The sequence below is a fragment of the Kitasatospora misakiensis genome (assembly GCF_042656005.1).
Classification (GTDB): Bacteria; Actinomycetota; Actinomycetes; order Streptomycetales; family Streptomycetaceae; genus Kitasatospora; species Kitasatospora misakiensis.
Genome location: NZ_JBHSOF010000027.1, coordinates 22,195 through 44,387 on the forward strand (window position 1 = coordinate 22,195; position 22,193 = coordinate 44,387).

Here is a 22,193-nt window from a genome sequence, read left to right on the forward strand (position 1 = left end):
AGGCTCTCCTTTGACCGTCGGGTGCGGTGCGCCGGTGGGGCACCTGGTGCGGGGCCGGACGGGTGGGCCCGGGGTGGAGCGGGTCGGCGGCCCGGCCCGCTTGTGGCGGGACCGCGCGGCGCGGGTCGAGGGCTGCGGCCTGAGAACGGTGGGCCTGCGACTGCGGGCTAGTGGTGCGCGGGGGCCGGGACCGGCGCGGTGGCGGCAGTGCCGGTAGCGGTCCCGGGGGCGGAGTGGAGGCGGTGGGAGCCGGCCCGGTCGACCTTGCCGCTCGCCGTGAGGACCAGCTCCGGCACCACGGTGATTCGGCTGGGCACCAGATGGCCGGGCACCCGGTCCCGCAGGTACGTCCGGAGCTCGGCGCCCAGCGTCCCGGGGGCCGTCCCGTCCGCCGCCCCGGCCCGTGGGACGACGTACGCGACCAGCGCGGACCGCCCGGCGACGGTGGCGCCCGTCACCGCGACCGCGTGCACGCCCGGATGCCCGGCGAGGTGCGCCTCGATCTCGGCCGGGTCGACCCGGATCCCGCGCACCTTGAACTCGCCGTCCAGCCGCCCCCGGTGGGTCAGCACACCGTCCGGCGCCCGGCTCACCCGGTCGCCGGTGCGGCACCAGCGCAGGCCCTCGGCGTCCACCGTGAACCGGGCCGCGGTGGCCTCCGGCAGGCCTCGGTAGCCGAGCGCCACCGCCGGGCCGCCGATCAGCAACTCGCCCTGCTCGGTGATCCGTTCGTACACATGGGGCAGGGCGCGCCCGATCGGTACCCGGTCGCCCGCCGCCCACGGCCGGTCCCGTTCGGCGGCCAGCGGTCCGTGCAGATCGACGGCGTGGGTGATCAGCGTGGTCTCGGTCGAGCCGTAGGTGTTGAGCAGCCGGATCCGCCCGGTGTCCAGGGCGGCCCAGTCGGCGAGCCGCGCCGGGTTGGCGGCCTCCCCGCCGATCACCGTCAGCCGCACGCAGCCGGGCAGCGTGCGGCCCTCCTCGGCGAGGTGCAGGACCAGTTCGTGCCAGAACGCGGTCGGCAGGTCCAGGACGGTGATCCGCTCGCGCTCGATCATCCGCAGGAAGCGCGGGAACGACCCGGAGTGGGCGTCGCGGTCGAGGACGAGCGCGGCGCCCGTGGTCAGGGTCGGGAGGATCTCCTCGAAGCAGGTGTCCCAGTTCAGCGAGGCGAACTGCAGCACCCGGTCCTCGGCGGTGAGGCCGAACAGGGTGCGCAGTGCGTCGACGGCGGCGGAGATCGCCCGGCGCGGTGTGACGACGGGTTTCGGCTGCCCGGTCGAACCCGACGTGAAGAGCAGATAGGCCGGTTGCTCCGGGTCCGGCGGCTGCGGACCGGTGTGCGGCGGAGCGGCCGCCCGTGGTAACTCGACGACTTCCAGGCCGGGTTGCGCGACGTCCTGGCCGACGGACTCGCCGAGGTCGCGGCCGACCGCCGTCCGGCAGCCGGCCGCGGCCAGCATGTCCCGCCGCCGCTGCGGCGGGAACGCCGGGTCGACCGGGCAGTACGCCCCGCCGGCGGCGAGGACGCCCAGCAGGGCGACGACGGTGTCCGGCGCATGGGTCGCCGGGACGGCCACCGTGCCCGGTGCGGCGCCGAGGCGGTGGGCCAAGGTACGTACCAAGTCATCGAGTTGGCGATAACCGAGGGCGTCTCCGTGCTGGACGATCGCCGGTCGTGCGGGATATCGGCGCACGGTTTCCGTGAACGCGTCAATCAAGTCGGAAGTGGCCCCGTGGATGTTGCGGTTATTTGTCATGCCCGCCCCAAAGAATGCCGTGCGAGCACGTGTTCGGTGCTCGGCGGACCGGGACTCTACCCGTCGAACATGCGGAGCCACAATGGTTGTTGAGGATGTCGCTTCAAGGATGCGTGCTTGACATGTGAACGGGGCGGGGTCTGCCTGGGCGGTCTTCTGTGGCCCGAGTGACTGCGTAGCGCGACCACTTCGTTACGTGGCGCGCCGGTGCGTTATTGCCGTTTCGCGCGGAGATCGCACACCGTCCAATTCCGCGAGTATTTCCGGAGGTTCGGAGATTCCCGGGTCCGCCGGATTGTTCCGCCACCGGCCCAGGGGGGCGTCCACCGGCGTTCCCGCTGCTCGCGACCGCCCGCCGAGCGGCTGTCAACTCGCGGGAAATTGACGCGACGTCAGGTCGATCGAATGGATCGGACGCCGATGGATCGTCCACCCGTCGACCGCGTGTCACGTCCCGGACGGCGCCCGACCCGAAGTACACGACGTACCGCCCCCGCCGGGCCCGCAGCGCCGCGGACGCATCTCGTCACCACCGCCGGGCCGGTCAGGGCGTGCGGTGGTCAGGGCGTGCGGCGGAGCGCGACGACGGTGTCGGTGACGGTCGCGGTGCGGCCGCCGGGGCCGGTGGCGGTGCGGCGCGGGGCGTGGCAGCGCTCGGTGCGCCAGCCGGCGTCGAGGTCCAGGGCGGCGCGGACCTCCTCCGGCGTCGGGAAGCGCACGTCCTGGCCGTTCTGCCAGGACCAGGGCGCCACCGAGCCGTGCTCCACCACGATCAGCAGCCCGTTCGGCGCGACCGCCGCGGCGGCGCGGCGCAGCACCTCGGCGCGCGGGATCTCGACGGGAGTGTGGAAGTAGGTGGCGCAGACCAGGTCGAAGGCGCCGGCGGGGAAGGTCCTGGCCAGGTCGTGGCGGACGGGGTGGACGCGGTCGGTGACGCCGCCGGCCCGCGCGCCGGCGGCGACGCGGTCGAGCGCGGTCGGTGCCACGTCGACGGCGGTGACGTCCCAGCCGCGCCCGGCGAGCCAGAGCGCGTCGCCGCCGTGTCCGCAGCCCAGGTCGAGGGCCGTGCCGGGGGCGGGGGCGAGGGCGGTGACGAGGTCCGCCAGCACGGGGTTGGGGGCGGTGCCCCACCCGGCGTCGAGGCGGGCGTAGTGGTGCTCCCAGAAGGTCGTGGAGTCGGTGACGGCAACGTCGTCGCGCATCGGGGGTCCTCTCGAAAGACAGGTCGAACGGGGTCGGATCGGGGCCGGGTGGGACGACGATGCGCCCCGGGGTGCCGGAGTTGCAAAGCTTCATGCCGTTTCGGCAACCTGAGGCCATGGCGTACGCGAAGAAGGACGTCCTGGACGCGTTCGGCCCCCGGCTGCGCGAGCTGCGGCGGCGGCGCGGGATGACGCTGGCGGAGCTCGCCGAGCGGACCGGGATCAACGAGAGCACCCTCTCCCGGCTGGAGGGCGGCGGACGCAGGCCGACCCTGGAACTGCTGCTGTCGCTCGCCGAGGTCCACGCCGTGCCGCTGGACGAGCTGGTGGGCGCGCCCCACACCGGGGACCCGCGGATCCATCTGCGCCCGGTGACCAGGGACGGCATGACCTATGTGCCGCTCAGCCGCCCCGGCGGCGTCCAGGCCCACAAGCTGCTCATCCCACCGGGGCCGGACACCGAGCCGGAGCTGAGGACCCATGCGGGGTTCGAGTGGGTCTACGTGCTGGCCGGCCGGCTGCGCCTGCTGCTCGGCGACCGTACGGTGGTGCTCGGGCCGGGCGAGGCCGCCGAGTTCGACACCCATGTGCCGCACTGGCTGGGGCCCGACGACCACCGGACCGTCGAACTCCTCGTCCTCTTCGGGCACCAGGGCGAGCGGGCCCACCTCAGGGCCCGCACCACCTGAGCCCTGCGGACCGAGTTCAGCCCCCCAGCAGCGCGGACGCCGCCGCCAGCAGGTCCTGGTTGCGCCCGAGCACGTCGCGCCTGGTCGGCCGGTGGAGCTGGTCCGCCGCCACCCCGAAGTCCTCCAGCGGGAGGCCGCTGCTCCGCCCGCCCCGGGTGGCGCGGCGCAGGGCGACCCGGAACCCGGCCCCGCGCGGCAGGCCGCCCAGCAGCTCGGGCAGCCACATGCTCAGCAGCTCGTACGTCCACACGTTGGCCCCGCCCGCGCCGGTGGTGGCGGCGGTGCCGAGGACGGGCCCGAGGCCGTTGTCCGCGAAGCCGGCGGCGAAGATGTCGGCGGCCGAGTAGGTGAGCGCGTCGACGATCAGGACCTTGGGGCCCGGGTAGTGCGGCAGCCCGTCGGCGACCGCCTCGGGGTCGGTCAGCGGGAGGGCCCGCGAGTACGTTTCGCCCGTCTCCACGGCGTCGCGGATCGAGCCCGTCCACGGGCGCAGCGCCGGGTCGGCGCGGACCAGGGCGAGCGCGGCGCGGGTGGTCGGCAGCGAGAAGCGGACCGGGTCGACGGGGTGCTCGCTGAGCACCCGCAGGGCGGCCTCGGCGGCCAGGATGTTGCCGCCCGGGTTGCCGCGGACGTCCACCACCAGCCCGTCCGGCGGGGCCTTGGCCGTGATCGCCGCCACCTCCTCGGCGAACCGCCGCGCGCTCGCGACATTGAACGAGTAGACGCGCAGGTACCCGTACGGACGGCGCCCGCGGACCGTCCGGTGGGCGAGGACGTCCCGGGGCGTCCGGGCCGCCGAGCGCCGGGCCGGGGCGGGGGCGAACAGCGAGCGCTTGGCCTGGCGGGTGGCCTCGTTCCCGGCGTCGATGCCGAGGTGGGTGCCGAGGGTGGGCACCGGGTCCTGGTCCTGCCCGCGGTGCCGGCCGGCGGCGCGCACCCGCCACGGCACCCGGGTCTCGCGGTGCCGGCCGTCGGGCGTCCGGTAGGAGAGCAGCACCCAGCGCTCGTCGGGCGGCGGGCTGGTCCGCAGCGGACGCAGCGTCAGCGACTCCAGGCCGCGGGCCAGGCGCGCGTCCGGACTGCAACCCACCTGGGCGGCAGCGCCGCGTTCGACGGCGCGCTCGATCGGCACGCCGTTCCACAGCTCCAGTTCGACCCCGACGTCGAAGTCCCCGTGCCGCAGGGACGGCTCGATCCGCGAGACGGGGTAGTGCGGCGTGCCGTCCGCGTCGTGGTACCGCTCGACGAGCAGGCCGAGCACGGCGACCCGGCCGCGGTACGGGTCGGGCAGCTGGTAGACGGTGTGCAGGTCGCGCAGGTCCCGGAAGACGGTGGCGAGTTCGGCGTGGAACTGGAGTTCGCTGAGCGCGGGGACGCGGCGCTCCAGCAGGCGCAGCCGCTGGACGGGGTCGGTGGCGTACCGGGCCCGCTTGAGCGGGAGGTGGACGTAGAGCTCCTCGACGAGGAGGCGGGCGGCGGCCACCAGCCGGTAGCGGTCCGCGAGCGGCAGCGGGTCGGCGGCGGCCCCGGCGAGGAACGCGTCGAGCCCGGTCGAGTCCGGCAGGGCCCGCTGCGGCCGGGTGGCGCGCGGGCTCATGGCCGGCCGCTCAGGGGTGCGTGTACGCCAGGGCTCACGGGTGCGAGTACGCCAGGGCTCACGGGTAGGAGCACGTCGCGGCTCACGGGTAGAAGTCCTTCAGACGGGTCAGCGCCGCGATCCCGCTGCGCTCCACGGCGGCGAAGAACGCCGCGTCGTGCGTCAGCGAGTCCGGGGGCGGGACGACCACGCCGGGCGGGAGGTCCTCGGCGCCCGCGAGGGCCGTCTCCTCGCCCTCGGGCATGTCGCCGAACAGGGCGAGCGGCGCGTCGGGGTCGTCGAGCGGCCCGCCCCACGCGGCGAGCCCCTCCTGGGCGTCGCGCCAGGCCGCCTGCGGGTCCTGCCGGACCTTCTCCAGGGCCCGCTTGACGGCCGGCCAGTCCGCTCCGTCCAGGGCGACCCGGCGGCGCAGCCCGGGCGCGGGCGCGACGGCGCTGGTGTCCGTGGCCCCGGCGGCGGTCATCAGCGGCTGCGCCCCGTAGCGCGGCCGGCCGCGGACGACGACCAGCAGGACGTGGCGCTCGGTCGCGTCGACGAGGTTGCGGTACGCGTCCGCGCCGGGCGCGTGGCGGTCGAGGACGAGCAGGTCGGCGGCGCTGCCGGTCTCCAGCCGGCCGATCTGCGGCCCCCAGGCGGTGGCGAGCGCGTCGCCGGGGTTGGCGGTGACCATGTCGCACAGCGCGCGGTCGCCGAAGTGGCCGCCCAGCTCGTGGCGGTCGATGCCGTCGGCGACCTTGAGCTCGCCGAGCACGTGCTTGGTCCCGGACGGCGACCAGTCGGAGCCCAGCGCGATCCGCAGCCCGGCGGCGTCCGCCGCGACCACGTCCGTCGTCTCGTGGTAGAGCCAGTGGTTGGAGAACGGCGACCAGACCACGGTGCCCCGCTCGGCGGCGTCGACCGCCGTCACGGCCCGTTGCCAGGCGGTGAACTCGGCGGGGGTGAGCGCCGTCCCGTGCACGCAGACCAGCCCCGGCCGCAGGCAGGGGTCGAGGTCGGCGAACTCGCGGTGGACGACCGACACCGGGTGGGCCGGGTCCGGCTCCTCGGCGCGCCGCCCCTCGGCGACGTGGTAGATCAGCACCCGGGTGCCGTCGAGCTTCGCCGCCGTCTCGTTGCGCAGCACCTCGGCGTCCTGCTGGAGGGCGGCGGTCAGCACCATGTCGCGGCCCGTCGGCAGCTTCTCGGTGTCGACGAGCCGCACCGGCCCGCCGTCGATCGCCCGGGTGGCGCGGGGCGCGCCCTGGATCGACGTGGTGCCGCCGACCAGCGCCTTGACGCCGATGTAGGCGAGCAGCGCCTCGGGCGCGGCGCGGCCGAGCACCTTGTGCGGCCAGGTGACGGTGGTCGAGTAGTCCGGCGGGTGCTTCTCGTCCACCCAGCGGTCGTGGTGCAGGTACGGGACGCCGACCGCCTCCCAGAGCGGGAGGGTGTTGTAGGCGACGTGGTTGTGCAGGTCGATCAGGCCGGGCAGGATCAGCGCGTCGGTGCCGGTGAGGTCGACGACCGGGGCGTCGGCGAACCCGCTCGGCGCGGCCTGCCCGTTCGTTTGGACGGCGTCCAAGCGCCCGTCGTCGCCGACGAACACCGCGCCGGGGTCGAGGATCCGGTGCTCGCGGTCGAAGGTGACCACGGTGCCGCGCAGGACGAGGGCCATCAGCTCGGCGCCTTCCAGAGCAGGGTGTGGCCGTCGTCCGGGGACGGGCGGCTGACGGCGTTCTGCGCCGCCCCGGCCGGGCGGGTGCGGACCCAGGCGTCGTCGCCCAGGAACGCCGGTGCGCCGAACGGTAGGTCGCTCCGGGGGATCGGCCGGTAGTCGGACTCCGCGAACTCCGCTCCGTAGTTCGGGCCGGTGTTGTCGCCGTCCTCGTCCGGCGCGACGATCGGGCGCAGCGTGTCGATCGCCGCGCGCCAGCCGTCCAGCAGGGCCACCGGGTCGTGGCTCGACGGGTGGGGGACCTTCACCAGGGCGGCGCCGGCCGGGCGCTCGTCCCAGAGCCGGACCGCCTCCTGCGCCATGAACCCCATCGCGACCACGGCCTGTAACGCGGGGCCGACCGCCGCCGTGAACACCTCGTTGCGCCACTGGAGTTGCGCGGGATCGTCGAGCCGTTCCTTCATCGCCTCGGCGCGCGAGGGGTGGACGGCGTACGCCCACGCGTTGAGGCAGACGTAGGAGCGGGTGAGGCCGAGTCTGGTCAGGAAGCCCTGCACCCGCTGGCCGGCGTTGCCGACGAGGTTGCGGCCGGCGATCCGTTCGGTCGGTCCGGGGTCGGAGGCCACGACCAGCACCCGGGCCGAGCCGTCGAGCCGGCCTCGGTAGAAGACCGGGCCCCAGTCGAACCAGAAGGACTCGGGGTCGGGAGGGTCGGGCACCCGGGCGAAGAGCGTCGCTGATGCGGCGGTCGGCCCGCGGTCGAAGTCGGGCATCTGGAGGCCACCTCCAGCCTGGCGGTGCGGCCGTTCCGGTGTCCCTTCCACAGCACCACACCCGTCCCGTCCCCGCAATCCGTCCGACGGGCACCGGGACGGCCGCGCCATGAAATCGTGGACACGTCAATGTCTCCGCGACGTCGGTGCCACGTCTCTGCGACGTCTCTGCGATACGGGAGCGGCCATGGAACGAACGGACGCAACACCGGACCTCGTCGTCGGCGGCGAGATCGAGATGGCGTACGGCGCGGCCCGGCCGCGCCTGCGCGAGTACGTCCTCGGCTACCGCGGCTACCGGCTAAGCTCGGACCGGCCCCGACGCAGGCTGGAAGTGCCCACCGACGTGGTGACCCTGACCTTCGGCTTCGACGGCGAGATCCGGCTCACCGACGCCGTCGCCCCCGCCGACACCGCGTCCTTCGGCTCCGTGTTCGCCGGGCTGCGCCGGACCGCCACCGTCGCCGAGCACAGCGGCCGGCTGCACGGCCTGGCTGTCTCGCTCACCCCCCAGGGCGCCTACCGGATCCTCGGCCCGGCGCTCGGCGACCTGGGCGGCCGGTGGACCGAGGCGGCGGCCGCCTTCCCCGGCCGAGGCCCGCGCGAACTCGCCGAACGCCTCTGCGAGGCGCCCACCTGGAAGCTGCGGTTCGCCCTCCTCGACGCCTACTTCGACGCGCGGTTCGCCGCCGGGCGGCTCTGGGACCCGTCGGTGACCTGGGCCTGGGAGCAACTGCGCGCCTCCCACGGCCGCACCCCGGTCCGCACCCTCGTGGACGGCACCGGCTGGAGCCGCCGCCGACTGGAGCAGCGCTTCCGCGAACACCTCGGCCTGGCACCGAAACAGGCCGCCGACATCCTCCGTCTCCAGCGCGCCCTGCTGGCCTACGAACGGCGCCCCGGCTGGGGCGGCGCCCGGATCGCCGACCACTGCGGCTTCTACGACCAGGCCCACCTCGTCCACACCTTCCGCGCCATGGTGGGCTGCCCGCCGACGGCCTTCTTCGCCTCCCGCCACGCCGCCGAAGCCCCCGAGCCCACCGACCGCCTCGCCGGCCGGGTGACCACCGCGATCCAGTTGGTCGACCACTGACCAGCCGACCGGTGTGCGCATTCTTACAAGCCCGCGCCCTCTCCCACCCGGCATGCTGACCGCACGGGGCGGCATCGGGGGAGCCGCCCCGATCGCCGTCGGGCCCGTCCTTTGCTTCAAAAACGCGTACGTGTTCAGCCCGCTCGTCGAAGACCAACCGACCCACGGCGCGCCCGCGCCCACCCAGTGGGAAGTCGACGGCGCCGACTTCCCACTCCGCGCGCCCGAAGACCTCAGAGCGGCGCGAGGTGGCTCTCGAACAGGCAGAACCCGTTGCCCGCCAGGTCTCCGAAGACGTGTGATTGGGGTGGCATGGGTCGAATCAGTGACAGCCCCGCATCCCCTGGGAGCCCACCGCCCTCAGTCCTTCCGGTGCCGCCCGTTGCCCTTGCGCAGTAGAGCAACGGGGGTGTCATCCTGCGGCGGAGCAAAGTCGGCGCCCCGCCGGACGATGACCGCATACGCGTCCGAGTAGTTCTCGGCCACACCTACCGGCTGCCACTCCGATCCGTCCCACTCGACCACCAGCCGGGGCGTGTCCTCGAAGAGGCGACCGCGCCGGCCCACGGGGTCCAGGACCATGGCGTCCCGCGTGCCCGGCGGCCGACGCCGGTCGCCCCGGGCGGTGTACCAGCCGGACATGGTTTCGTCGTCGGGTTCGAGCACGGGGTCCTCACCTCTCCCTCACCGTCACTCAAAGGCTAGTGGGCACCGCCGCTCGGTGGTAACGGCCAACCGACCAAGGCGAACGGCGCCCTGGTCTCCAGAGCCTCGGCGTACTCGTTCCCGTCCCGCCAGTGTTCCCCAACACCCGGCGGGCGGTGCCGGTGCTCCCGCTGCACTCCGGGGCGCAGCGAGTACCTGCCGTGAGGCAGGGGTGGAACCCCGTCCCGGCGAAGACCCTTTTCCGATCGCCGGGACGGGAGCTATGCGGATCAGCCCGGGACCTGCCCGTGCTGGTCGTACCGCAGGTTGGCGCCCGTTTCCTGCGCCATGGCGCGGAACTGGGGGTCGACGGTGTCGTCTCGACTCAAGTTGGAGATGGCGCCGAGATCGGCGGCGAAGTCCAACGCCGAATCGTCGTCGCCGAAGTTGTCCGGGTCGCTCATGTGGTCCCCAACATCAGTAGTAGCGATCAGAGGCCCCGCCCCGGTCGTCCGGGCCGTCCAAGTCCCGTCACCGGGGCGGGGGTTGTGCAGCCCGACGGGCGCAGGCACCGCCGGGAGTCGAGAGGGGTCGCCCTGGTCCGATCCCCGACGGAACGACCAGGGCGAGGCCGAGCGCGAGACCAGCCGGCCCGGCGCCGACCCCGAGCACCAGCAGCCCGGTCACCAGGCTCTCGCGGGTCACGTCGGCTCCTCATTCGGGACCGTGATCATGGGGCGGTAGGCCAAGTGCCCGTAGCTCCGGTGGTCGGGCTGCTCCGCCGCGTGCTCGAACGCCCACATCTCGGCCGTCTCGCGGTCGCCGTGCTCGCCCGAGTCCGCGCCGCACGGGTTGCCGGCTTCGTCCTCGCCGTCGCAGTAGACCAAGTGGACTTCGTCCCGGTCGGGGTCCGGTCCGAATGCCCAGTCCACGAAACGGAACAGCCTCCGCTTGCCGATCTCTCGGGCGGGTGCTTCGAGCGCCACGTTCAACCAGCCTTCACGGGATCGGGAATCGTCATTGCCGCACGCACCTTCTCGTTGACGGTCGGAGCCCGGACGTGCAGCGGGTCGGCTGTCCACGTGGGTCCGTCCATGAGCCACGGGCCGAGGGTCCATCCGGCGTCGGCGGCACCCTTGTACTCACCGACCCGCCCCGACGCCGTGTCCACCACCAGGTCACCGACCGTCGGGCGGAACAGCGGGGTGACGGGGCTCGACTCCGCGGCGAGCGTGGCGAGCCCGACCCGGAGCACGTCCACCAGGTTGAGCACCGAGTCGGGCCGGGCTCGGCCCAGATCCACCAGGACTTCCCCAGTGATCAGTGAGGGCGAGTCGACGCCGAGCGAGGGCAGTTGGCACCCGGCCGCTTCGGCGACCTCGCGCAGGGCTTCGCACGCGGTGCGCGCCTGCCTGCGCTGCCCCTTAGTGATCTTGCGCAACTTCTGGTTGGCCACGGTGACCCCTCGCGTTGGACGGTGGACCTTCTCCAGTGCCGCCATTCAACAAAGCGAAGCCCTCGCCCGGAGACTCCAAGCCGGTGACTCCAAGTTGGAGTCTGTGTACACGCTGTGGGCTTACCATCGGAGCACGTTGTCAGGGGGAGCGAAGCCGTGGACCAGCCACCATCACCGCGCGACGTCGTCGCGGGGCTCCTCGGAGATGAGCGGTTGCGTGCCATCCTCCGAGCACGTGACATCGGCGCACTGTTCAAGCTGCTGAACAGCCGAGGCGTCAGCACTCGCCGACTTGCCGCGGCAGCCGATATCACTCAAGGCCGCCTGTACGACTACATGAACGGCCGAACTCGGGTCGAAAAGCTCTCGATGTTCGAGCAACTGGCCGACGCATTCCACATCCCGGGCGCATTGCTCGGCCTCGCGGCGCGTCCATGGGAGCCCACCGCGCCGGTACGGGCGGTTGCTCTGGCGGAAGTACTGGCCGAGTCCGACGACCTCGCGGCAATGGATGCGTTCCGGGAGGCAGACCGCCAAGCCGGCGGCGGGCGGCTGTACAGCGCAGTTGTTCGGCACCTGCGGGTGAGTGTGGCCCCTCGTTTGATGGACGGCACGACAGGCCCGAGCGTCTTCGGTGCTGCCGCGGCACTCACCGAAATGGCCGGTTGGATGGCACACGACTCGGGCCAGGACCGCCTGGCGGCGGCTCACTTCGCCAAAGCATTGCCCCTCGCGCGGATCTCGGGTGATCAACCGTTCGCCGCGCACGTGGCCGCGAGCAGCAGTCACCTCTCCCTGCAGTCCGGCGACGCCAAGCAGGCTGCACACTGGGCACTGACCGGGACGGAGATCGCCCGGGACGGTCCCCACTTGCCGAGTCTGACCGCGCGGCTTTACACGATGCATGCGCGTGCCCTCGCGGCGCTCGGGCAGTCCGGTCCGGCCGTCGATGCATTGGGGCGGGCGCGCACGCTTCTCGACCGGGAGTCGGGCGACTCGCATCCCTGGCTCAGCCCCTTCGACCATGCCGCGCTGGCCAGCGAATCCGCCTTGGTGTTCAAGGACTTGGGCCGACATGGCGACGCGCTCGGGCACGCACAGGAGGCTGTGCGACTTCGGGGCCATGGCCGGGCAAGATCACTTGCGTTGAGTCGGATTACGCTCGCCGCTGTTCATGTACAGCGCAGGGACCTGGACGCCGCTGTCAGCGTCGGGGCCGAACTTCTCGCAACAAGCCCTACGCTCGGGTCAGTCAGAGTCGTGCACCAGCTCGACAGTCTCCGAGATCGGCTCACCGACCATGCCGAATACCCTCCGGTCCGTGAGTATCTGGCACGATTCGCGGAGGCGCGCAGAACTCGGGCGCTGCTGCTGGCCGACATCATGCCGCCGTCAAGGGGAGGGAACGGCAGTGGGGACGACACCGACACCTGACGATCCGGAAGCGTGGAATGCCTACCTTGCCGAGGGCAACGCCCGGCAGGCCAGGAAGCGCGTCGCCGCCGATGTGATCGTTCGAGATCCTGCGGGCCGGGTCTTGGCCGTGAATCCCGACTACAAACCAGGCTGGGATCTGCCCGGAGGGATGGCTGAGGCGAACGAGGCCCCCGAAGCGGCAGCACGCCGCGAACTGCGCGAAGAACTCGGGCTGGAGATCCACCCTCGCGGGCTCCTCGTCGTCGACTGGGTTCCCCCGCATGGGCCTTGGGATGATCAAATCGCGTTCATCTTCGACGGCGGCGAGATCACCACGGACCAGGCCAATGCTCTTCGCCCCCACGATGCCGAGCTGACGGAAGCCGCGATGCTTGCGCCTGCCGACGTGCGTCGGCTGTTGCGCACTCGGCTGGTGCCCCGCTACGACGCCGCGATGGCAGCGCTCAAGGACGGGCAACCCCGCTACCTGAACGACGGACACCTGATCGGCTGAACGGCACGCGGCTGTACCGCCGCGCGCTCGGACTGCTGCCCCACCAGTTCCGGCGGAACCGGGCACTGGCAACGGCACGGCTTGCCCTCGCGCAGGTTCGGCAGGGTGACGCCCCACTGGCCGTACACACCGCCAGCAGTGTGTTCGACTTGATGGCCGGGGTCGACCTACCAGGCCGGGTGCGGACAGCGCTCGGTGACTTCCACCGCTAGCTGTTGACCCTTTCCGTGACCACCCCCAGTGCGCGAGAGTGGGCGGACCGATTCCGGACCAATCCCGGACCGAATGGAACCGACCATGATCGAACTTAAGCACTACCGCCACGGTGAGCTGCCCGAAGGTTTCCGACAGTTGCTGCTCGACGTACACACGGATGCCTACGCGGCCGAGATGGACGATCCGTTCGTGCGGCGTTTCCCCTGGTTCGTTGACCACTGGTCGGCGCTGGACGGCTTCGCGTGCGTGGTGGGGTTCGACGGAGAGGAACCGATCGGGTTCGCCTACGGGGCGCCGGCGAAGACCGGACGCGAGTGGTGGCGTGAGCACGTCGTCCCGGCGCCGGAACGGGATTCAACGTTCTCGTTCTCCGAGTTGATGGTGCGCTCCCGGTGGCGCAAGACCGGGGCCGCCGAACGCTTGCACTCGGCCTTGATGGCGAACCGGCCCGAGGCTCTGGCGGTGCTCCTGGTGGACCCTGCGCACCCCAAGGTCCAAGCGCTCTACGAGTCGTGGGGCTACCGAAAGGTCGGCGACAGGCAGCCCTTCCCGGACTCGCCTCGATACGCGGTCATGCTTCGGAAGCTTCGGTAGCACTGCCCCCAGGCCCCGCCGTCCCGCTGCTCCGGGATGGGCGGGGCCGCACTGCTGCTGCACCACGAGGGCCAGCGGCTCGGCGACCAGCTTCGGGGTGGACCACCGACACCGGGGCGCACTCCAGAACTCAGAATTCGGAGTGTTCAGGTCGGTGGGGTTGACGTCCATGTGCAGCCGGGAGTTGCCGTTCCTCGGCAGGTCGGTGTGGATGAGGAAGATCGTCCACCGCCCCGCCCGCGCCGCTTAGCCGGCCGCTTCCCGGTCCCCGGCCTCCGGGGCCAGCCGGCGGGTGATCCGGTCGAACAGGTCCAGTAGCGGCTCGCCGACGTCCCGGCCGAACTCGGTGAGCCCGTAGGTGACCTGGGGCGGCGTCGTCGGCTCGACCGTCCGCCACACCAGGCCGTCCTGGACCAGTGCGCGCAGGGTCTGGGCGAGCATCTTCTCGCTGATGCCCCGGATGCTGTCGCGCAGCTCGTAGAACCGGAGGTCGTGGCGCTGCAAGGAGATCAGCACCCAGACGCCCCACCGGCTGGTCACGTGGTCGACCGTGTCGCGCGCCGCGCAGTCGGTGTGAAACACCTCATACCGCTGGCCGGTGTCGGCGCGTCCTGGCTGCGAACCTTCCGTCATGTCCGGAGCTTACCTCCAGGTATGTCCTTACCAGGGGTGAGTCTGCCGTCCTAGCGTCAGTACCCGTACCCCCCAAGGACATCGAGCGAGGAGCTGACCATGATCGTGGTGACCGGGGCCACCGGAAACATCGGCGGGCCGCTGACGCGGGCGCTGGCCGACGCGGGCGAGCAGGTGACGGCGGTGTCGCGGCACGCGGCGCCCGTACCGGACGGCGTCCGCCATGTGGTGGCCGACCTGGCGGATCCGGCCGCCCTGGAGCCGGCGCTCACCGGGGCGAAGGCGCTGTTCCTGCTGCTCTCGGGCGACCTGCACGGCCCCGGGACCGCCCCGGCCGACCTCGTCCGCCGAGCGGCGGCGGCCGGGGTCCGGCGGATCGTGCTGCTCTCCACGCAGGGCGTCTCCACCCGGCCGTTCGGCCCGACCCGGATCGCCATGCGGGCGCTGGAGGACGTGGTCCGGGAGGCCGTCCCCGAGTGGGCGGTGCTGCGGCCGGGCGGCTTCGCCTCCAACGTACTCTGGTGGGCCGAGTCCGTCCGGACGCGGCGGACCGTCGTGGCCCCGTTCGGCGACGTCGGGGCGCCGGTCGTCGACCCGGCGGACATCGCCGACGTCGCGGCGGCCTGCCTGCTGGAGGACCGGCACACCGGCGGCGTGTACGAGTTGACCGGCCCGGAGGTGATCACCCCGCGCGGGCAGGCCCGGGACCTCGCCGCCGCCCTGGGCGAGCCGCTGCGCTTCCACGAGCTCACCCGCGACGAGGCCAGGGCGGCCATGGCCCGCAGCATGCCGGTGGAACTCGCCGACGACACCCTCGACATCCTCGGCGCCCCGAGCGAGGCCGAACTCCGCGTCAGCCCGGCCGTCCACCAACTCCTCGGCCGCCCCCCGCGCTCCTTCGCCGACTGGACCGCCCGCCACGTCGCCGCATTCCGCTGAGAAGGGGTGGGGGCGCCCGCGGCGGAAATCATCTGCCCCGTGCCGGGCCCGCTTCACGGCGGCGGACGTCGACGCCCTCGCCGCCCTGCACGGCCACCCCGACGGCATGCGGCACATCGACGACGGCCGTCCCGTACCCAGGGTCGACGTGGAGCGGCGGCAGCTCCCCGGCATCCTCCGCGAGTACGGTGAACTGCCGCCCGGCCAGGGCTGCTTCGCCGTGGTGGAACGGGTGTCCGGGGCGTTCGCGGGGTGGGCGTCGCCGAGGACTGGCCCGATCCCATCGAGGGGTCCGAGCACGGCGACGTCGAATACGCGATCAGCCGCGAGACCTGGTCCGGCCGAGGCCGGTAACGGCGAGGGCCCGCCGCGACGATACGCGCGGCGGGCCGTCGGCCGTCCCGTCAGCGCAGCAGCTTCAAGGGGGAGCCGACGCGCCCGTCCCTCGCCGCTGGGCCAGCCCCGCACGCCGCCTTCATGAAGAACGCGTCGATCGCCGCGCCGGTCTCGTCGGTCTCGGCACCCTCCAGCACGTTGAACGAGAGGGCGAACTGCCGCGAGCCGTCCCGCGCCCCGAGCAGGATCGTGTTGTAGCCGGGGATGCCGCCGGTGTGGCCCCAGACCTCGCCGCACGGCAGGTCGTAGCGGATCAGGCCCAGCCCGTAGTGCGCGGCGATCATCGGCGCCGGTACGGCCGTCGTCATCTCGGCCAGCCGCGCGGGCGACAGCAGCCTGCCGCCGAACAGGGCGGCGTGGAAGCGGTCGAGGTCGGCGGCGGTGGAGATGCCGTTGCCGGCGGCGTCCGCGACGGTCGGGTTGATCAGGGTGATGTCCGCCGGGCCCTCCGGCAGTTGGACGTACCCGTGCGCGTGCGGGCCGGGTATCCCGGGCGACGAGCCCGGGAACGTCGTGGCGTCGAGGCGCAGCGGCCCGACGATCCGCCGCTCCACCTCGCGCTGCCAGGTGCGCCCGGTGACCTTTCGGATGATCATCCCGGTCAGGATGTAGTTGGTGTTGGAGTAGTGCCAGCCCTGTCCGGGCGCGAAGTACGGCGCGTGCCCGGCGCTGACGGCGACGAGGTCCTCCGGGCGGAAGTCCGTCCAGCGCCCCTTCGCGAGGTAGGAGCGCAGGCTCGCGTCGTCGTGGTAGAGGAACCGCTGGTCCTCCAGGTAGTCGAACAGGCCGCTGGTGTGGTTCAGCAACTGCCGCAGCGTGATCGCGCCGCCGTTCGGCACGATGCCCGGCAGGTACCGCTCCACCGGGTCGTCCAGCCGGAGCCGGCCCTCGTCGACGAGCTGCAGCACCACCGTCGACACGAAGGTCTTGGTCACGCTGCCGATCCGGAACCGGCCGTCGGCCCGCGCCGCGCGCCCGGAGCCCAGGTCGACGACCCCGGCGGCGTCGCGCCACGCCCGGCGCCCGTTCTCGCGCGCCTCGCCGACCGCGGCCGTCGCGCCGCCGCGCTCGACGAGGGCCCGCAGCTCCGGGCCCAGGTCGACGGCCGGCCGGCGCCGCTCCTCCTCCGTCCCCGCCGCCCCCACGGCCGCAGGCACCTCCACCCCCGCCGCCACCGCAGCCGTCGGAGCGAGCGTGGCGACCGTGACCCCGGCCACCGCGACGGCCGCGAGCCGCAGCCCGAGCCGCCCCCGACGACCCGCCCCGGCCAAGTGATCGGCGTTCATGGCAATCCCTCCCGGACCCGACCCCCGGGCCCCACCCCCACGTTCGCACCCGCACCGCCCACCCGCGTCGTCCTGTGGAAGGCCCTCCACTGCCTCTGCCCGACGACTTGCGCTCCACCTGTGGTTGAGGGCGCCGTCCTCCGAAATCCCCTCCGTGGAGCTTGACTTGATCTCCCACCCCGGACCGGCGCCGGACGCGGAGTGGGAAGTCGGATCCGTCGACTTCCCACTCCGCGCTGGACCTCTCCCTTGGTCAGCCAGCAGCTCAGCGACCGTCGATGCCCCGACGGAAGCCCGTCCAGGTGATCGTTTACGTTCTCCCTTCGCGATGAGCGGATATCGCCGAGACGCTCGCCTTCGCCGCCATGGTCGTGATCGGCGCACCCGGCTACCTCGGCCTGGAAGCGGGGCCCAGCACCCGGCTCTATCTGCTCGATCAGTGTGCGCCCGGCCGCTGATCACAACAGGGGCCTGCTCCGGACGGACGCCGGAGTAGTCCCTCCGGAGTAGGGACGGCCCGGTCGGCCGACGCCGATGCCATACAGCTGTGATCTGTCGGGGTGGGAGGGGAATGCAGTGGGCCCGCCGCGGGGGAGCGGCGGGCCGGCCTTCTCCTTGGAGTCGCGGACGTGGACGGCGCCGGGGGTCTCGGAGTGGGAAGTCGACGGGGCCGACTTCCCACTCGCCACCGCCGTTTCGGTGCCTCAGCTGGTGATCAGCTGACGGACCGCGTCGCTGACTTCGGGCAGTTCGGCGGGGAGCGCCCACCGGTGTGCGTCGTGTTCGGTGAGGACGATCGGCTCGGTCCGTTCGACGGTGACGGCGAAGTTGAGCTGGCGGGTGGTGCCGCCGTGGCTGTTGCGGTAGTCGAAGTGCCCGAGGTAGCCGGTGATCCGGTCAATGGCCAGGCCGGTTTCCTCGGTCGTCTCCCGGCGCAGCCCGTCCAGGACGGTCTCCCCGGTCTCGACCTTTCCGGACGGGATCTCCCACATCCCGCCCAGGTAGTCGTCGGGCTTGCGACGTACGAGCAGAATCCGGCCCTCGTGGTTGATCACAGCGGCGGCCACGAGGCCGGTGATCCCCGCGGCTTCGGCCTCGGCGGCCAGGTCGGCCACGAACTCGGGGGAGACGGTGGTCACAGCAGCTCCTTGTGGTTCTCGCTGATCTCGACGGCCGCGCGAACGTACTGTCCGGCCAGTTCGAGATCCTGCTCACGATGCCAGACCGGGAGCTTGATCATGTGGCCGTGGGCATGCTCGGCGACGGGGAAGTCCCCCGACCTCAAGTTGGCCGGAACGCTGACAGCCTCTACGTGTACGCGCGACGATGGTCGATGCAAGATTCCGCAAGCGGCATGACGGGAGAGGTAGTCGTGAGCCTAGAGTTCTTCGGGATCGACCCCGACACGGAGAAGGAGGGTTCGCCCACCGTGTGGGCTGACCTCGCTCAGCGTCGGCTCGTCATCCAGAGTGAAACCCTCACCGGGGACGAGTTCGCCGAGGTCAACGAGACCGAGTGGGTTGCCGGCCACAAGGTCGGGGTGCCCTCCCACGAGTCCGTCATCAGTATTCCCGAGAGCATGATCCCGTTCATCAGGAAGGCTTGCGATGCAATCGGACGTGCCGGACTTCGAGACCCTGCTCAGGGAGACGACGAAGTCGGCCGTGCTCCTGGAGATGCGTGGCGCCTACGGCGTCGGGGACGAGTCGTGAGGCTTCGCTCGCTGGCTTCGCACAGGGGAACGCGACCGGGCCGTCCCCCACGAGAAGTTCTCTGTCTGACCGTCCACAGCACGACTATCGGACCATCCACATATGTCACCAGCCTCTGCATCGCCCAGCGCCCAAGCTGCCCGAAAGGCGCTCGCTGATCGTCTCCAGAACCTCCGCCGAGATGCTCAGCTCAATGGCCGGCAGTTGTCGGCACTCTGCGGGTGGCACCCGGCCAAGACTTCCCGCCTCCAAGACGCCAAGATCGCACCGTCAGAGGCGGACATCAGGGCGTGGTGCGTCGCCTGTGGTGCCGAGGATCAGGTGGCCGACCTGATCGCCGCATCCCGCTCCGTCGAGTCCATGTACGTCGAGTGGAAGCGGTTGAAGTCGGCCGGGCTTCGGAGCCTCCAGGAGTCCTACGCCGCTCTGTACGAGCAGACGCAGTTGTTCCGCTTCTACACGTCGGACGTGATCCCTGGGGTTCTTCAGACGTCCGCCTACGTGCGAGCGATCATGTCTCGGTCGGCCGGAAGCCGCTCCGACGAAGACATGGAACAAGCCATCGCGACAAAGATGGAGCGGGCAGGCATCATCCACCGGGGCAGGCACCGGTTCCTGTTCCTGCTTGAGGAGTCGGTGCTGAGGTACCAGCTCGGCGACGCCGCGGCGATGGCCGGTCAGCTCGGTCACCTCCTCACCGTGATCTCACTGCCCCGTGTCAGCCTGGGAGTGATCCCGTTTGCTGCCCCTCGGACGCTGTGGCCCGTGGAGTCCTTCCGGGTCTACGACGAATCCCGGGTGCAGGTCGAGCTTGTCACCGCGGCAGTCAACGTGACCGCACCGAGCGAGGTGCGCCAGTACCTTGACACCTTCGCTGAGCTGCAAGGCATGGCCGTGTACGGCGTCAGGGCGAGGACCCTGATCGCCAACGCCATCGCCTCCCTGGAGTGACGTCACGCAATAAATCGCAATCTCGTTGAGCGTCCAGTTTCGTCCTCCCTACGGTCTACTCACGTTCCACCGGACCTAGTGAAGGAGAGTGGGCCGACGATGAGTGCTGCCACGAAGCGCGACGTCCTGACGAGTGATCAGAAGTTCCTCGCCGAGGCCAAGGCTGAGATGGCCACCCGCCCGTGGGGTGCCGGCCGCCTCGCGCCGTACCCGACCACCACCCGGCTCCCGTACACGTCGGTCAGCATCGACGGGCGGACGCAGCTCGGCGTGTTCCGTGACCGGTCCGGCCTGGTGGTCGAGATGGGCAAGCACGGCACCAGCAGCGGGACCGAGACCAGCACCACCACGAACTCGGACTCGCAGAACGACCAGGGCCACGACCAGGACAGCTCCCAGGACTGATGCCGACGACCGAGGAGAGGCCGGTTCTCGTGGTCACCGAGGCGGCGGACGTGACCGCTGACATGGTGATCACGGAGCTGAACCGGCGTGATGTTCCGGTGGTCAGGTTCAACCCCGCCGACATCGGTGCGGGGCTGACGGTCTCGGCTCGGTTCGGAACCTGCCCGGCCCCCGTGGCCGGGCAGGTTCGTACCCCGTCGAGGATCGCCGACCTGGCCCACGTTCGGGCGGTGTACTGGCGCCGCCCCGTCTGGCCCACCTTTCAGAACTCCGGGCTGGGCGACGACGACGCCCGCTTCGCCGCCGCCCAGGTTCGCTACGGGCTCGCAGGCACCCTGTACGCCCTGGACGGGCCTCTGTGGGTGAACCACCCAGTGAACGATGCGGCGGCCGACCACAAGCCCGCCCAGCTCGCGCTCGCACAACGGCTCGGCCTGTCCGTGCCGGCGACGATCGTGACCAACGACCCGGACGAGGCCCGGCAGTTCGTCACGGCCCACGACCGGGTGATCTTCAAGACGCTGCGGTGGACGCTCTACGCGCGCGACGGCGTGCCACTCACCGGGTGGGCGGAGCCGGTTTCCGCGGACGAGCTCGACGACAGCGTGCGGGTGACACCGCACCTCTTCCAGGCCCGGATCGACAAGGCGGCCGACGTACGCGTGCTGGTGGTCGGCCGGCGCACGTTCGCCGTACGGATCGACTGTGACCTCCTGGACTGGCGCAGGGACTACTCCGCTCTCGCTTACACGGTGGTAGACATCCCCGACCGCCTGAAGAAGGCGCTCCACGGCATCTTGGAGCACTTCGGACTCGCCTCCGGGTCGTTCGACCTGGCCGTCGACCGAGCCGGTGACTACTGGTGGCTGGAGTTGAACCCGAACGGCCAATGGGGCTGGCTGGAGCAGGAGACCGGTCTGGAGATGTCCGTCGCGTTCGCCGGTCTGCTGACCCGAGGAGAGACCGCATGACCAACACCGTGACCCATCGGCGTGCCCTCGCCGACCGGCTTGAGAAGGCCGGCGTCCTGAAGACGCCGGAATGGCGCGCGGCTGTCGAGGCCGTCCCGCGCGAGGACTTCCTGAACCCCGGGGTCTTCCTCCCCGCCGACGGCGGCCGGTGGCGCGTCGCCACCGCAGCGGGAACCGCGGCGACCGCATGGGTGGAGATCGCGTACAGCGACGAGTCGTTGACCACCCAGCTCGACGGGCACCTGACCGCCGACCAGGCGGCCGGCCTCGTAACGGGCTCGCCGACGTCGTCGTCCACCACGCCCGTCACCGTGCTCGACATGATCGAGCGCCTGGACGTGGAGGACGGGCACCAGGTGCTGGAGATCGGCACCGGCACCGGGTACTCCTCCGCGCTGATGTGTCACCGCCTGGGCGAGGACAACGTGACGACGGTCGAGGTGGACCCGGACGTCGCGGCCCGCGCCGATGCGGCGCTGGAGGCGGTCGGCATCTCGACCTGGACCGTGACCGGGGACGGGCTCCTCGGGCATCCTCGCCGCGCTCCGTACGACCGCGTGATCGCCACCTGCGCTGTCAGCCGCATCCCCTACACCTGGATTCGCCAGACCAAGCCGGGTGGAATCGTCCTGGCGACGGTCGGCTCCTGGGGCTACGGGACCGGCCTGGCCAAGGTCGTCGTCAACGACGACGGCACCGCCGAGGGCCGGATCATCGACCGCTCCTCGTTCATGCAGGCCCGATCCCAGGCCGCCGTGCCGATCGGCGGCGACCTGTCCGCCCGCACGGCCTTCCCCGAGAGCGACCGGGCCGCCGAGGTGCCGCCGACGGTGCTCAGTGAGTGGATGCCGGCCTTCATCGCCCAGCTCGCCGCACCCGGTGCTCAGCTCGTCCGGGCCACGGCGGACGACGGCGTACAGCTCCTGTACCTCTTCGACCCGGGCCGCGAGTCCTTCGCGGAGTTCATCGCCGACGGCGAGGCGTGGACTGTCCGCCAGGGTGGCCCCGTCGCCCTGTGGGACGTCATCGAGCGGGCCCTTCTCGCCTGGCAGGACGCCGGCCGCCCGGACATCACCGCCGTGCAGCTCCGGATCACCGACAGGGCCCACACGTACTGGATCGGAGACAACCCCGAGCTCCGATGGGAACACCGCCTCGTCTAACCGGTGCCCCCAGTACCCTGGCACACCCGCGTCGCCGGTTGGCGGAACGGCGTCGGTGACGTCGGGCGGCTCGGCCGTATGGAGGGGGCATCGGGCCGGTGCCCGTACAGCTGCGGTCTGTCGGGGTG

At 71.9% G+C, this 22,193-nt stretch carries 23 protein-coding genes; 10 read left to right on the forward strand and 13 right to left on the reverse strand.

Annotated elements, in window-relative coordinates:
- Positions 1–167 precede the first annotated feature (167 nt).
- On the reverse strand, positions 168–1,760 hold the full coding sequence (locus ACFP3U_RS20660; protein ID WP_380227072.1) for an amino acid adenylation domain-containing protein: 1,593 nt from the start codon (positions 1,758–1,760) through the stop codon (positions 168–170).
- A gap of 560 nt (positions 1,761–2,320) precedes the next feature.
- Positions 2,321–2,962 carry an SAM-dependent methyltransferase gene (locus ACFP3U_RS20665; RefSeq protein WP_380227073.1) on the reverse strand — a complete coding sequence of 214 codons (642 nt, stop codon included), beginning with the start codon at positions 2,960–2,962 and terminating at the stop codon, positions 2,321–2,323.
- 116 nt (positions 2,963–3,078) lie between these two features.
- On the opposite strand from ACFP3U_RS20665, the gene ACFP3U_RS20670 reads away from it, so the two are divergent.
- Positions 3,079–3,651, forward strand: coding sequence for an XRE family transcriptional regulator (locus ACFP3U_RS20670; protein ID WP_380227074.1), 573 nt, complete (start codon positions 3,079–3,081; stop codon positions 3,649–3,651).
- 16 nt (positions 3,652–3,667) lie between these two features.
- Here ACFP3U_RS20670 and ACFP3U_RS20675 read toward each other — a convergent pair whose 3' ends face one another.
- The 3 genes from ACFP3U_RS20675 to ACFP3U_RS20685 all read right to left on the reverse strand — a co-directional run bounded on the left by ACFP3U_RS20675 (position 3,668) and on the right by ACFP3U_RS20685 (position 7,675).
- A complete protein-coding gene (locus tag ACFP3U_RS20675; protein WP_380227075.1) occupies positions 3,668–5,248 on the reverse strand; it encodes a S41 family peptidase in 1,581 nt (526 codons plus the stop codon).
- An 82-nt stretch (positions 5,249–5,330) separates the two neighbouring features.
- Positions 5,331–6,902 (reverse strand): amidohydrolase family protein, encoded by a 1,572-nt coding sequence (locus ACFP3U_RS20680; protein WP_380227076.1) that lies wholly within the window; start codon positions 6,900–6,902, stop codon positions 5,331–5,333.
- A complete protein-coding gene (locus ACFP3U_RS20685) occupies positions 6,902–7,675 on the reverse strand; it encodes a uracil-DNA glycosylase family protein (RefSeq protein ID WP_380227077.1) in 774 nt (257 codons plus the stop codon). Before ACFP3U_RS20685 ends, ACFP3U_RS20680 begins: the two co-directional genes overlap by 1 nt.
- Positions 7,676–7,862: 187 nt before the next feature.
- Here ACFP3U_RS20685 and ACFP3U_RS20690 point away from each other — a divergent pair, with 187 nt between their 5' ends.
- Positions 7,863–8,768 (forward strand): AraC family transcriptional regulator, encoded by a 906-nt coding sequence (locus ACFP3U_RS20690; RefSeq protein ID WP_380227078.1) that lies wholly within the window; start codon positions 7,863–7,865, stop codon positions 8,766–8,768.
- A gap of 360 nt (positions 8,769–9,128) precedes the next feature.
- On the opposite strand, the gene ACFP3U_RS20695 is transcribed toward ACFP3U_RS20690, so the two are convergent.
- The 4 genes from ACFP3U_RS20695 to ACFP3U_RS20710 form a co-directional block, all read right to left on the reverse strand.
- Positions 9,129–9,434, reverse strand: a complete 306-nt coding sequence (locus tag ACFP3U_RS20695) for a DUF6087 family protein (RefSeq protein ID WP_380227079.1) — start codon at positions 9,432–9,434, stop codon at positions 9,129–9,131.
- 269 nt (positions 9,435–9,703) lie between these two features.
- A complete protein-coding gene (locus tag ACFP3U_RS20700; protein ID WP_380227080.1) occupies positions 9,704–9,877 on the reverse strand; it encodes a hypothetical protein in 174 nt (57 codons plus the stop codon).
- 237 nt (positions 9,878–10,114) lie between these two features.
- Positions 10,115–10,399: a DUF7848 domain-containing protein gene (locus ACFP3U_RS20705; RefSeq protein ID WP_380227081.1), complete on the reverse strand. Its 285-nt coding sequence runs from the start codon at positions 10,397–10,399 to the stop codon at positions 10,115–10,117.
- Between the two features lie 2 nt (positions 10,400–10,401).
- A complete protein-coding gene (locus tag ACFP3U_RS20710) occupies positions 10,402–10,869 on the reverse strand; it encodes a hypothetical protein (protein ID WP_380227082.1) in 468 nt (155 codons plus the stop codon).
- A gap of 156 nt (positions 10,870–11,025) precedes the next feature.
- On the opposite strand from ACFP3U_RS20710, the gene ACFP3U_RS20715 reads away from it, so the two are divergent.
- The 3 genes from ACFP3U_RS20715 to ACFP3U_RS20725 all read left to right on the forward strand — a co-directional run bounded on the left by ACFP3U_RS20715 (position 11,026) and on the right by ACFP3U_RS20725 (position 13,609).
- Entirely contained in the window at positions 11,026–12,303 is a 1,278-nt protein-coding gene (locus tag ACFP3U_RS20715) for a helix-turn-helix domain-containing protein (protein WP_380227083.1), read from the forward strand.
- On the forward strand, positions 12,281–12,799 hold the full coding sequence (locus ACFP3U_RS20720) for an NUDIX domain-containing protein (RefSeq protein ID WP_380227084.1): 519 nt from the start codon (positions 12,281–12,283) through the stop codon (positions 12,797–12,799). The genes ACFP3U_RS20715 and ACFP3U_RS20720 overlap by 23 nt, the downstream gene beginning before the upstream one ends.
- A gap of 285 nt (positions 12,800–13,084) precedes the next feature.
- Positions 13,085–13,609, forward strand: a complete 525-nt coding sequence (locus ACFP3U_RS20725; protein WP_380227085.1) for a GNAT family N-acetyltransferase — start codon at positions 13,085–13,087, stop codon at positions 13,607–13,609.
- A gap of 246 nt (positions 13,610–13,855) precedes the next feature.
- Here ACFP3U_RS20725 and ACFP3U_RS20730 read toward each other — a convergent pair whose 3' ends face one another.
- Positions 13,856–14,242 carry a winged helix-turn-helix transcriptional regulator gene (locus ACFP3U_RS20730; RefSeq protein ID WP_380227086.1) on the reverse strand — a complete coding sequence of 129 codons (387 nt, stop codon included), beginning with the start codon at positions 14,240–14,242 and terminating at the stop codon, positions 13,856–13,858.
- A gap of 99 nt (positions 14,243–14,341) precedes the next feature.
- Between ACFP3U_RS20730 and ACFP3U_RS20735 the strand changes: the two genes are divergently transcribed.
- The gene (locus ACFP3U_RS20735; protein WP_380227087.1) at positions 14,342–15,181 is read left to right on the forward strand and encodes an SDR family oxidoreductase; all 840 of its coding nucleotides are present in this window, start codon (positions 14,342–14,344) and stop codon (positions 15,179–15,181) included.
- A gap of 404 nt (positions 15,182–15,585) precedes the next feature.
- Here ACFP3U_RS20735 and ACFP3U_RS20740 read toward each other — a convergent pair whose 3' ends face one another.
- The 3 genes from ACFP3U_RS20740 to ACFP3U_RS20750 form a co-directional block, all read right to left on the reverse strand.
- Entirely contained in the window at positions 15,586–16,863 is a 1,278-nt protein-coding gene (locus ACFP3U_RS20740; RefSeq protein ID WP_380227088.1) for a serine hydrolase domain-containing protein, read from the reverse strand.
- 704 nt (positions 16,864–17,567) lie between these two features.
- Entirely contained in the window at positions 17,568–18,002 is a 435-nt protein-coding gene (locus ACFP3U_RS20745) for an NUDIX domain-containing protein (protein WP_380227089.1), read from the reverse strand.
- Positions 17,999–18,148: a hypothetical protein gene (locus tag ACFP3U_RS20750; protein ID WP_380227090.1), complete on the reverse strand. Its 150-nt coding sequence runs from the start codon at positions 18,146–18,148 to the stop codon at positions 17,999–18,001. Before ACFP3U_RS20750 ends, ACFP3U_RS20745 begins: the two co-directional genes overlap by 4 nt.
- 529 nt (positions 18,149–18,677) lie before the next feature.
- Between ACFP3U_RS20750 and ACFP3U_RS20755 the strand changes: the two genes are divergently transcribed.
- From ACFP3U_RS20755 to tgmC, 4 genes are all read left to right on the forward strand, one after another.
- Positions 18,678–19,526 (forward strand): helix-turn-helix domain-containing protein, encoded by an 849-nt coding sequence (locus ACFP3U_RS20755; RefSeq protein ID WP_380227091.1) that lies wholly within the window; start codon positions 18,678–18,680, stop codon positions 19,524–19,526.
- 168 nt (positions 19,527–19,694) lie between these two features.
- Positions 19,695–19,931, forward strand: a complete 237-nt coding sequence (gene tgmA / locus ACFP3U_RS20760; protein WP_380227131.1) for a putative ATP-grasp-modified RiPP — start codon at positions 19,695–19,697, stop codon at positions 19,929–19,931.
- Entirely contained in the window at positions 19,931–20,902 is a 972-nt protein-coding gene (gene tgmB / locus ACFP3U_RS20765; protein ID WP_380227092.1) for an ATP-grasp ribosomal peptide maturase, read from the forward strand. Before tgmA ends, tgmB begins: the two co-directional genes overlap by 1 nt.
- Entirely contained in the window at positions 20,899–22,065 is a 1,167-nt protein-coding gene (gene tgmC / locus ACFP3U_RS20770) for an ATP-grasp peptide maturase system methyltransferase (protein WP_380227093.1), read from the forward strand. The genes tgmB and tgmC overlap by 4 nt, the downstream gene beginning before the upstream one ends.
- Positions 22,066–22,193 lie beyond the last annotated feature (128 nt).

Bases quoted from the DNA above. Each gene is read 5' to 3' on its own strand.
- ACFP3U_RS20700 (WP_380227080.1), bottom strand. From the start codon at position 9,877: ATGAGCGACCCGGACAACTTCGGCGACGACGATTCGGCGTTGGACTTC.
- tgmB (WP_380227092.1), top strand. From the start codon at position 19,931: ATGCCGACGACCGAGGAGAGGCCGGTTCTCGTGGTCACCGAGGCGGCG.
- ACFP3U_RS20755 (WP_380227091.1), top strand. From the start codon at position 18,678: ATGTCACCAGCCTCTGCATCGCCCAGCGCCCAAGCTGCCCGAAAGGCG.
- ACFP3U_RS20690 (WP_380227078.1), top strand. From the start codon at position 7,863: ATGGAACGAACGGACGCAACACCGGACCTCGTCGTCGGCGGCGAGATC.
- ACFP3U_RS20725 (WP_380227085.1), top strand. From the start codon at position 13,085: ATGGAACCGACCATGATCGAACTTAAGCACTACCGCCACGGTGAGCTG.
- tgmC (WP_380227093.1), top strand. From the start codon at position 20,899: ATGACCAACACCGTGACCCATCGGCGTGCCCTCGCCGACCGGCTTGAG.
- ACFP3U_RS20660 (WP_380227072.1), bottom strand. From the start codon at position 1,760: ATGACAAATAACCGCAACATCCACGGGGCCACTTCCGACTTGATTGAC.
- tgmA (WP_380227131.1), top strand. From the start codon at position 19,695: ATGGCCACCCGCCCGTGGGGTGCCGGCCGCCTCGCGCCGTACCCGACC.
- ACFP3U_RS20685 (WP_380227077.1), bottom strand. From the start codon at position 7,675: ATGCCCGACTTCGACCGCGGGCCGACCGCCGCATCAGCGACGCTCTTC.
- ACFP3U_RS20735 (WP_380227087.1), top strand. From the start codon at position 14,342: ATGATCGTGGTGACCGGGGCCACCGGAAACATCGGCGGGCCGCTGACG.
- ACFP3U_RS20730 (WP_380227086.1), bottom strand. From the start codon at position 14,242: ATGACGGAAGGTTCGCAGCCAGGACGCGCCGACACCGGCCAGCGGTAT.
- ACFP3U_RS20740 (WP_380227088.1), bottom strand. From the start codon at position 16,863: ATGAACGCCGATCACTTGGCCGGGGCGGGTCGTCGGGGGCGGCTCGGG.
- ACFP3U_RS20680 (WP_380227076.1), bottom strand. From the start codon at position 6,902: ATGGCCCTCGTCCTGCGCGGCACCGTGGTCACCTTCGACCGCGAGCAC.
- ACFP3U_RS20675 (WP_380227075.1), bottom strand. From the start codon at position 5,248: ATGAGCCCGCGCGCCACCCGGCCGCAGCGGGCCCTGCCGGACTCGACC.
- ACFP3U_RS20665 (WP_380227073.1), bottom strand. From the start codon at position 2,962: ATGCGCGACGACGTTGCCGTCACCGACTCCACGACCTTCTGGGAGCAC.
- ACFP3U_RS20670 (WP_380227074.1), top strand. From the start codon at position 3,079: ATGGCGTACGCGAAGAAGGACGTCCTGGACGCGTTCGGCCCCCGGCTG.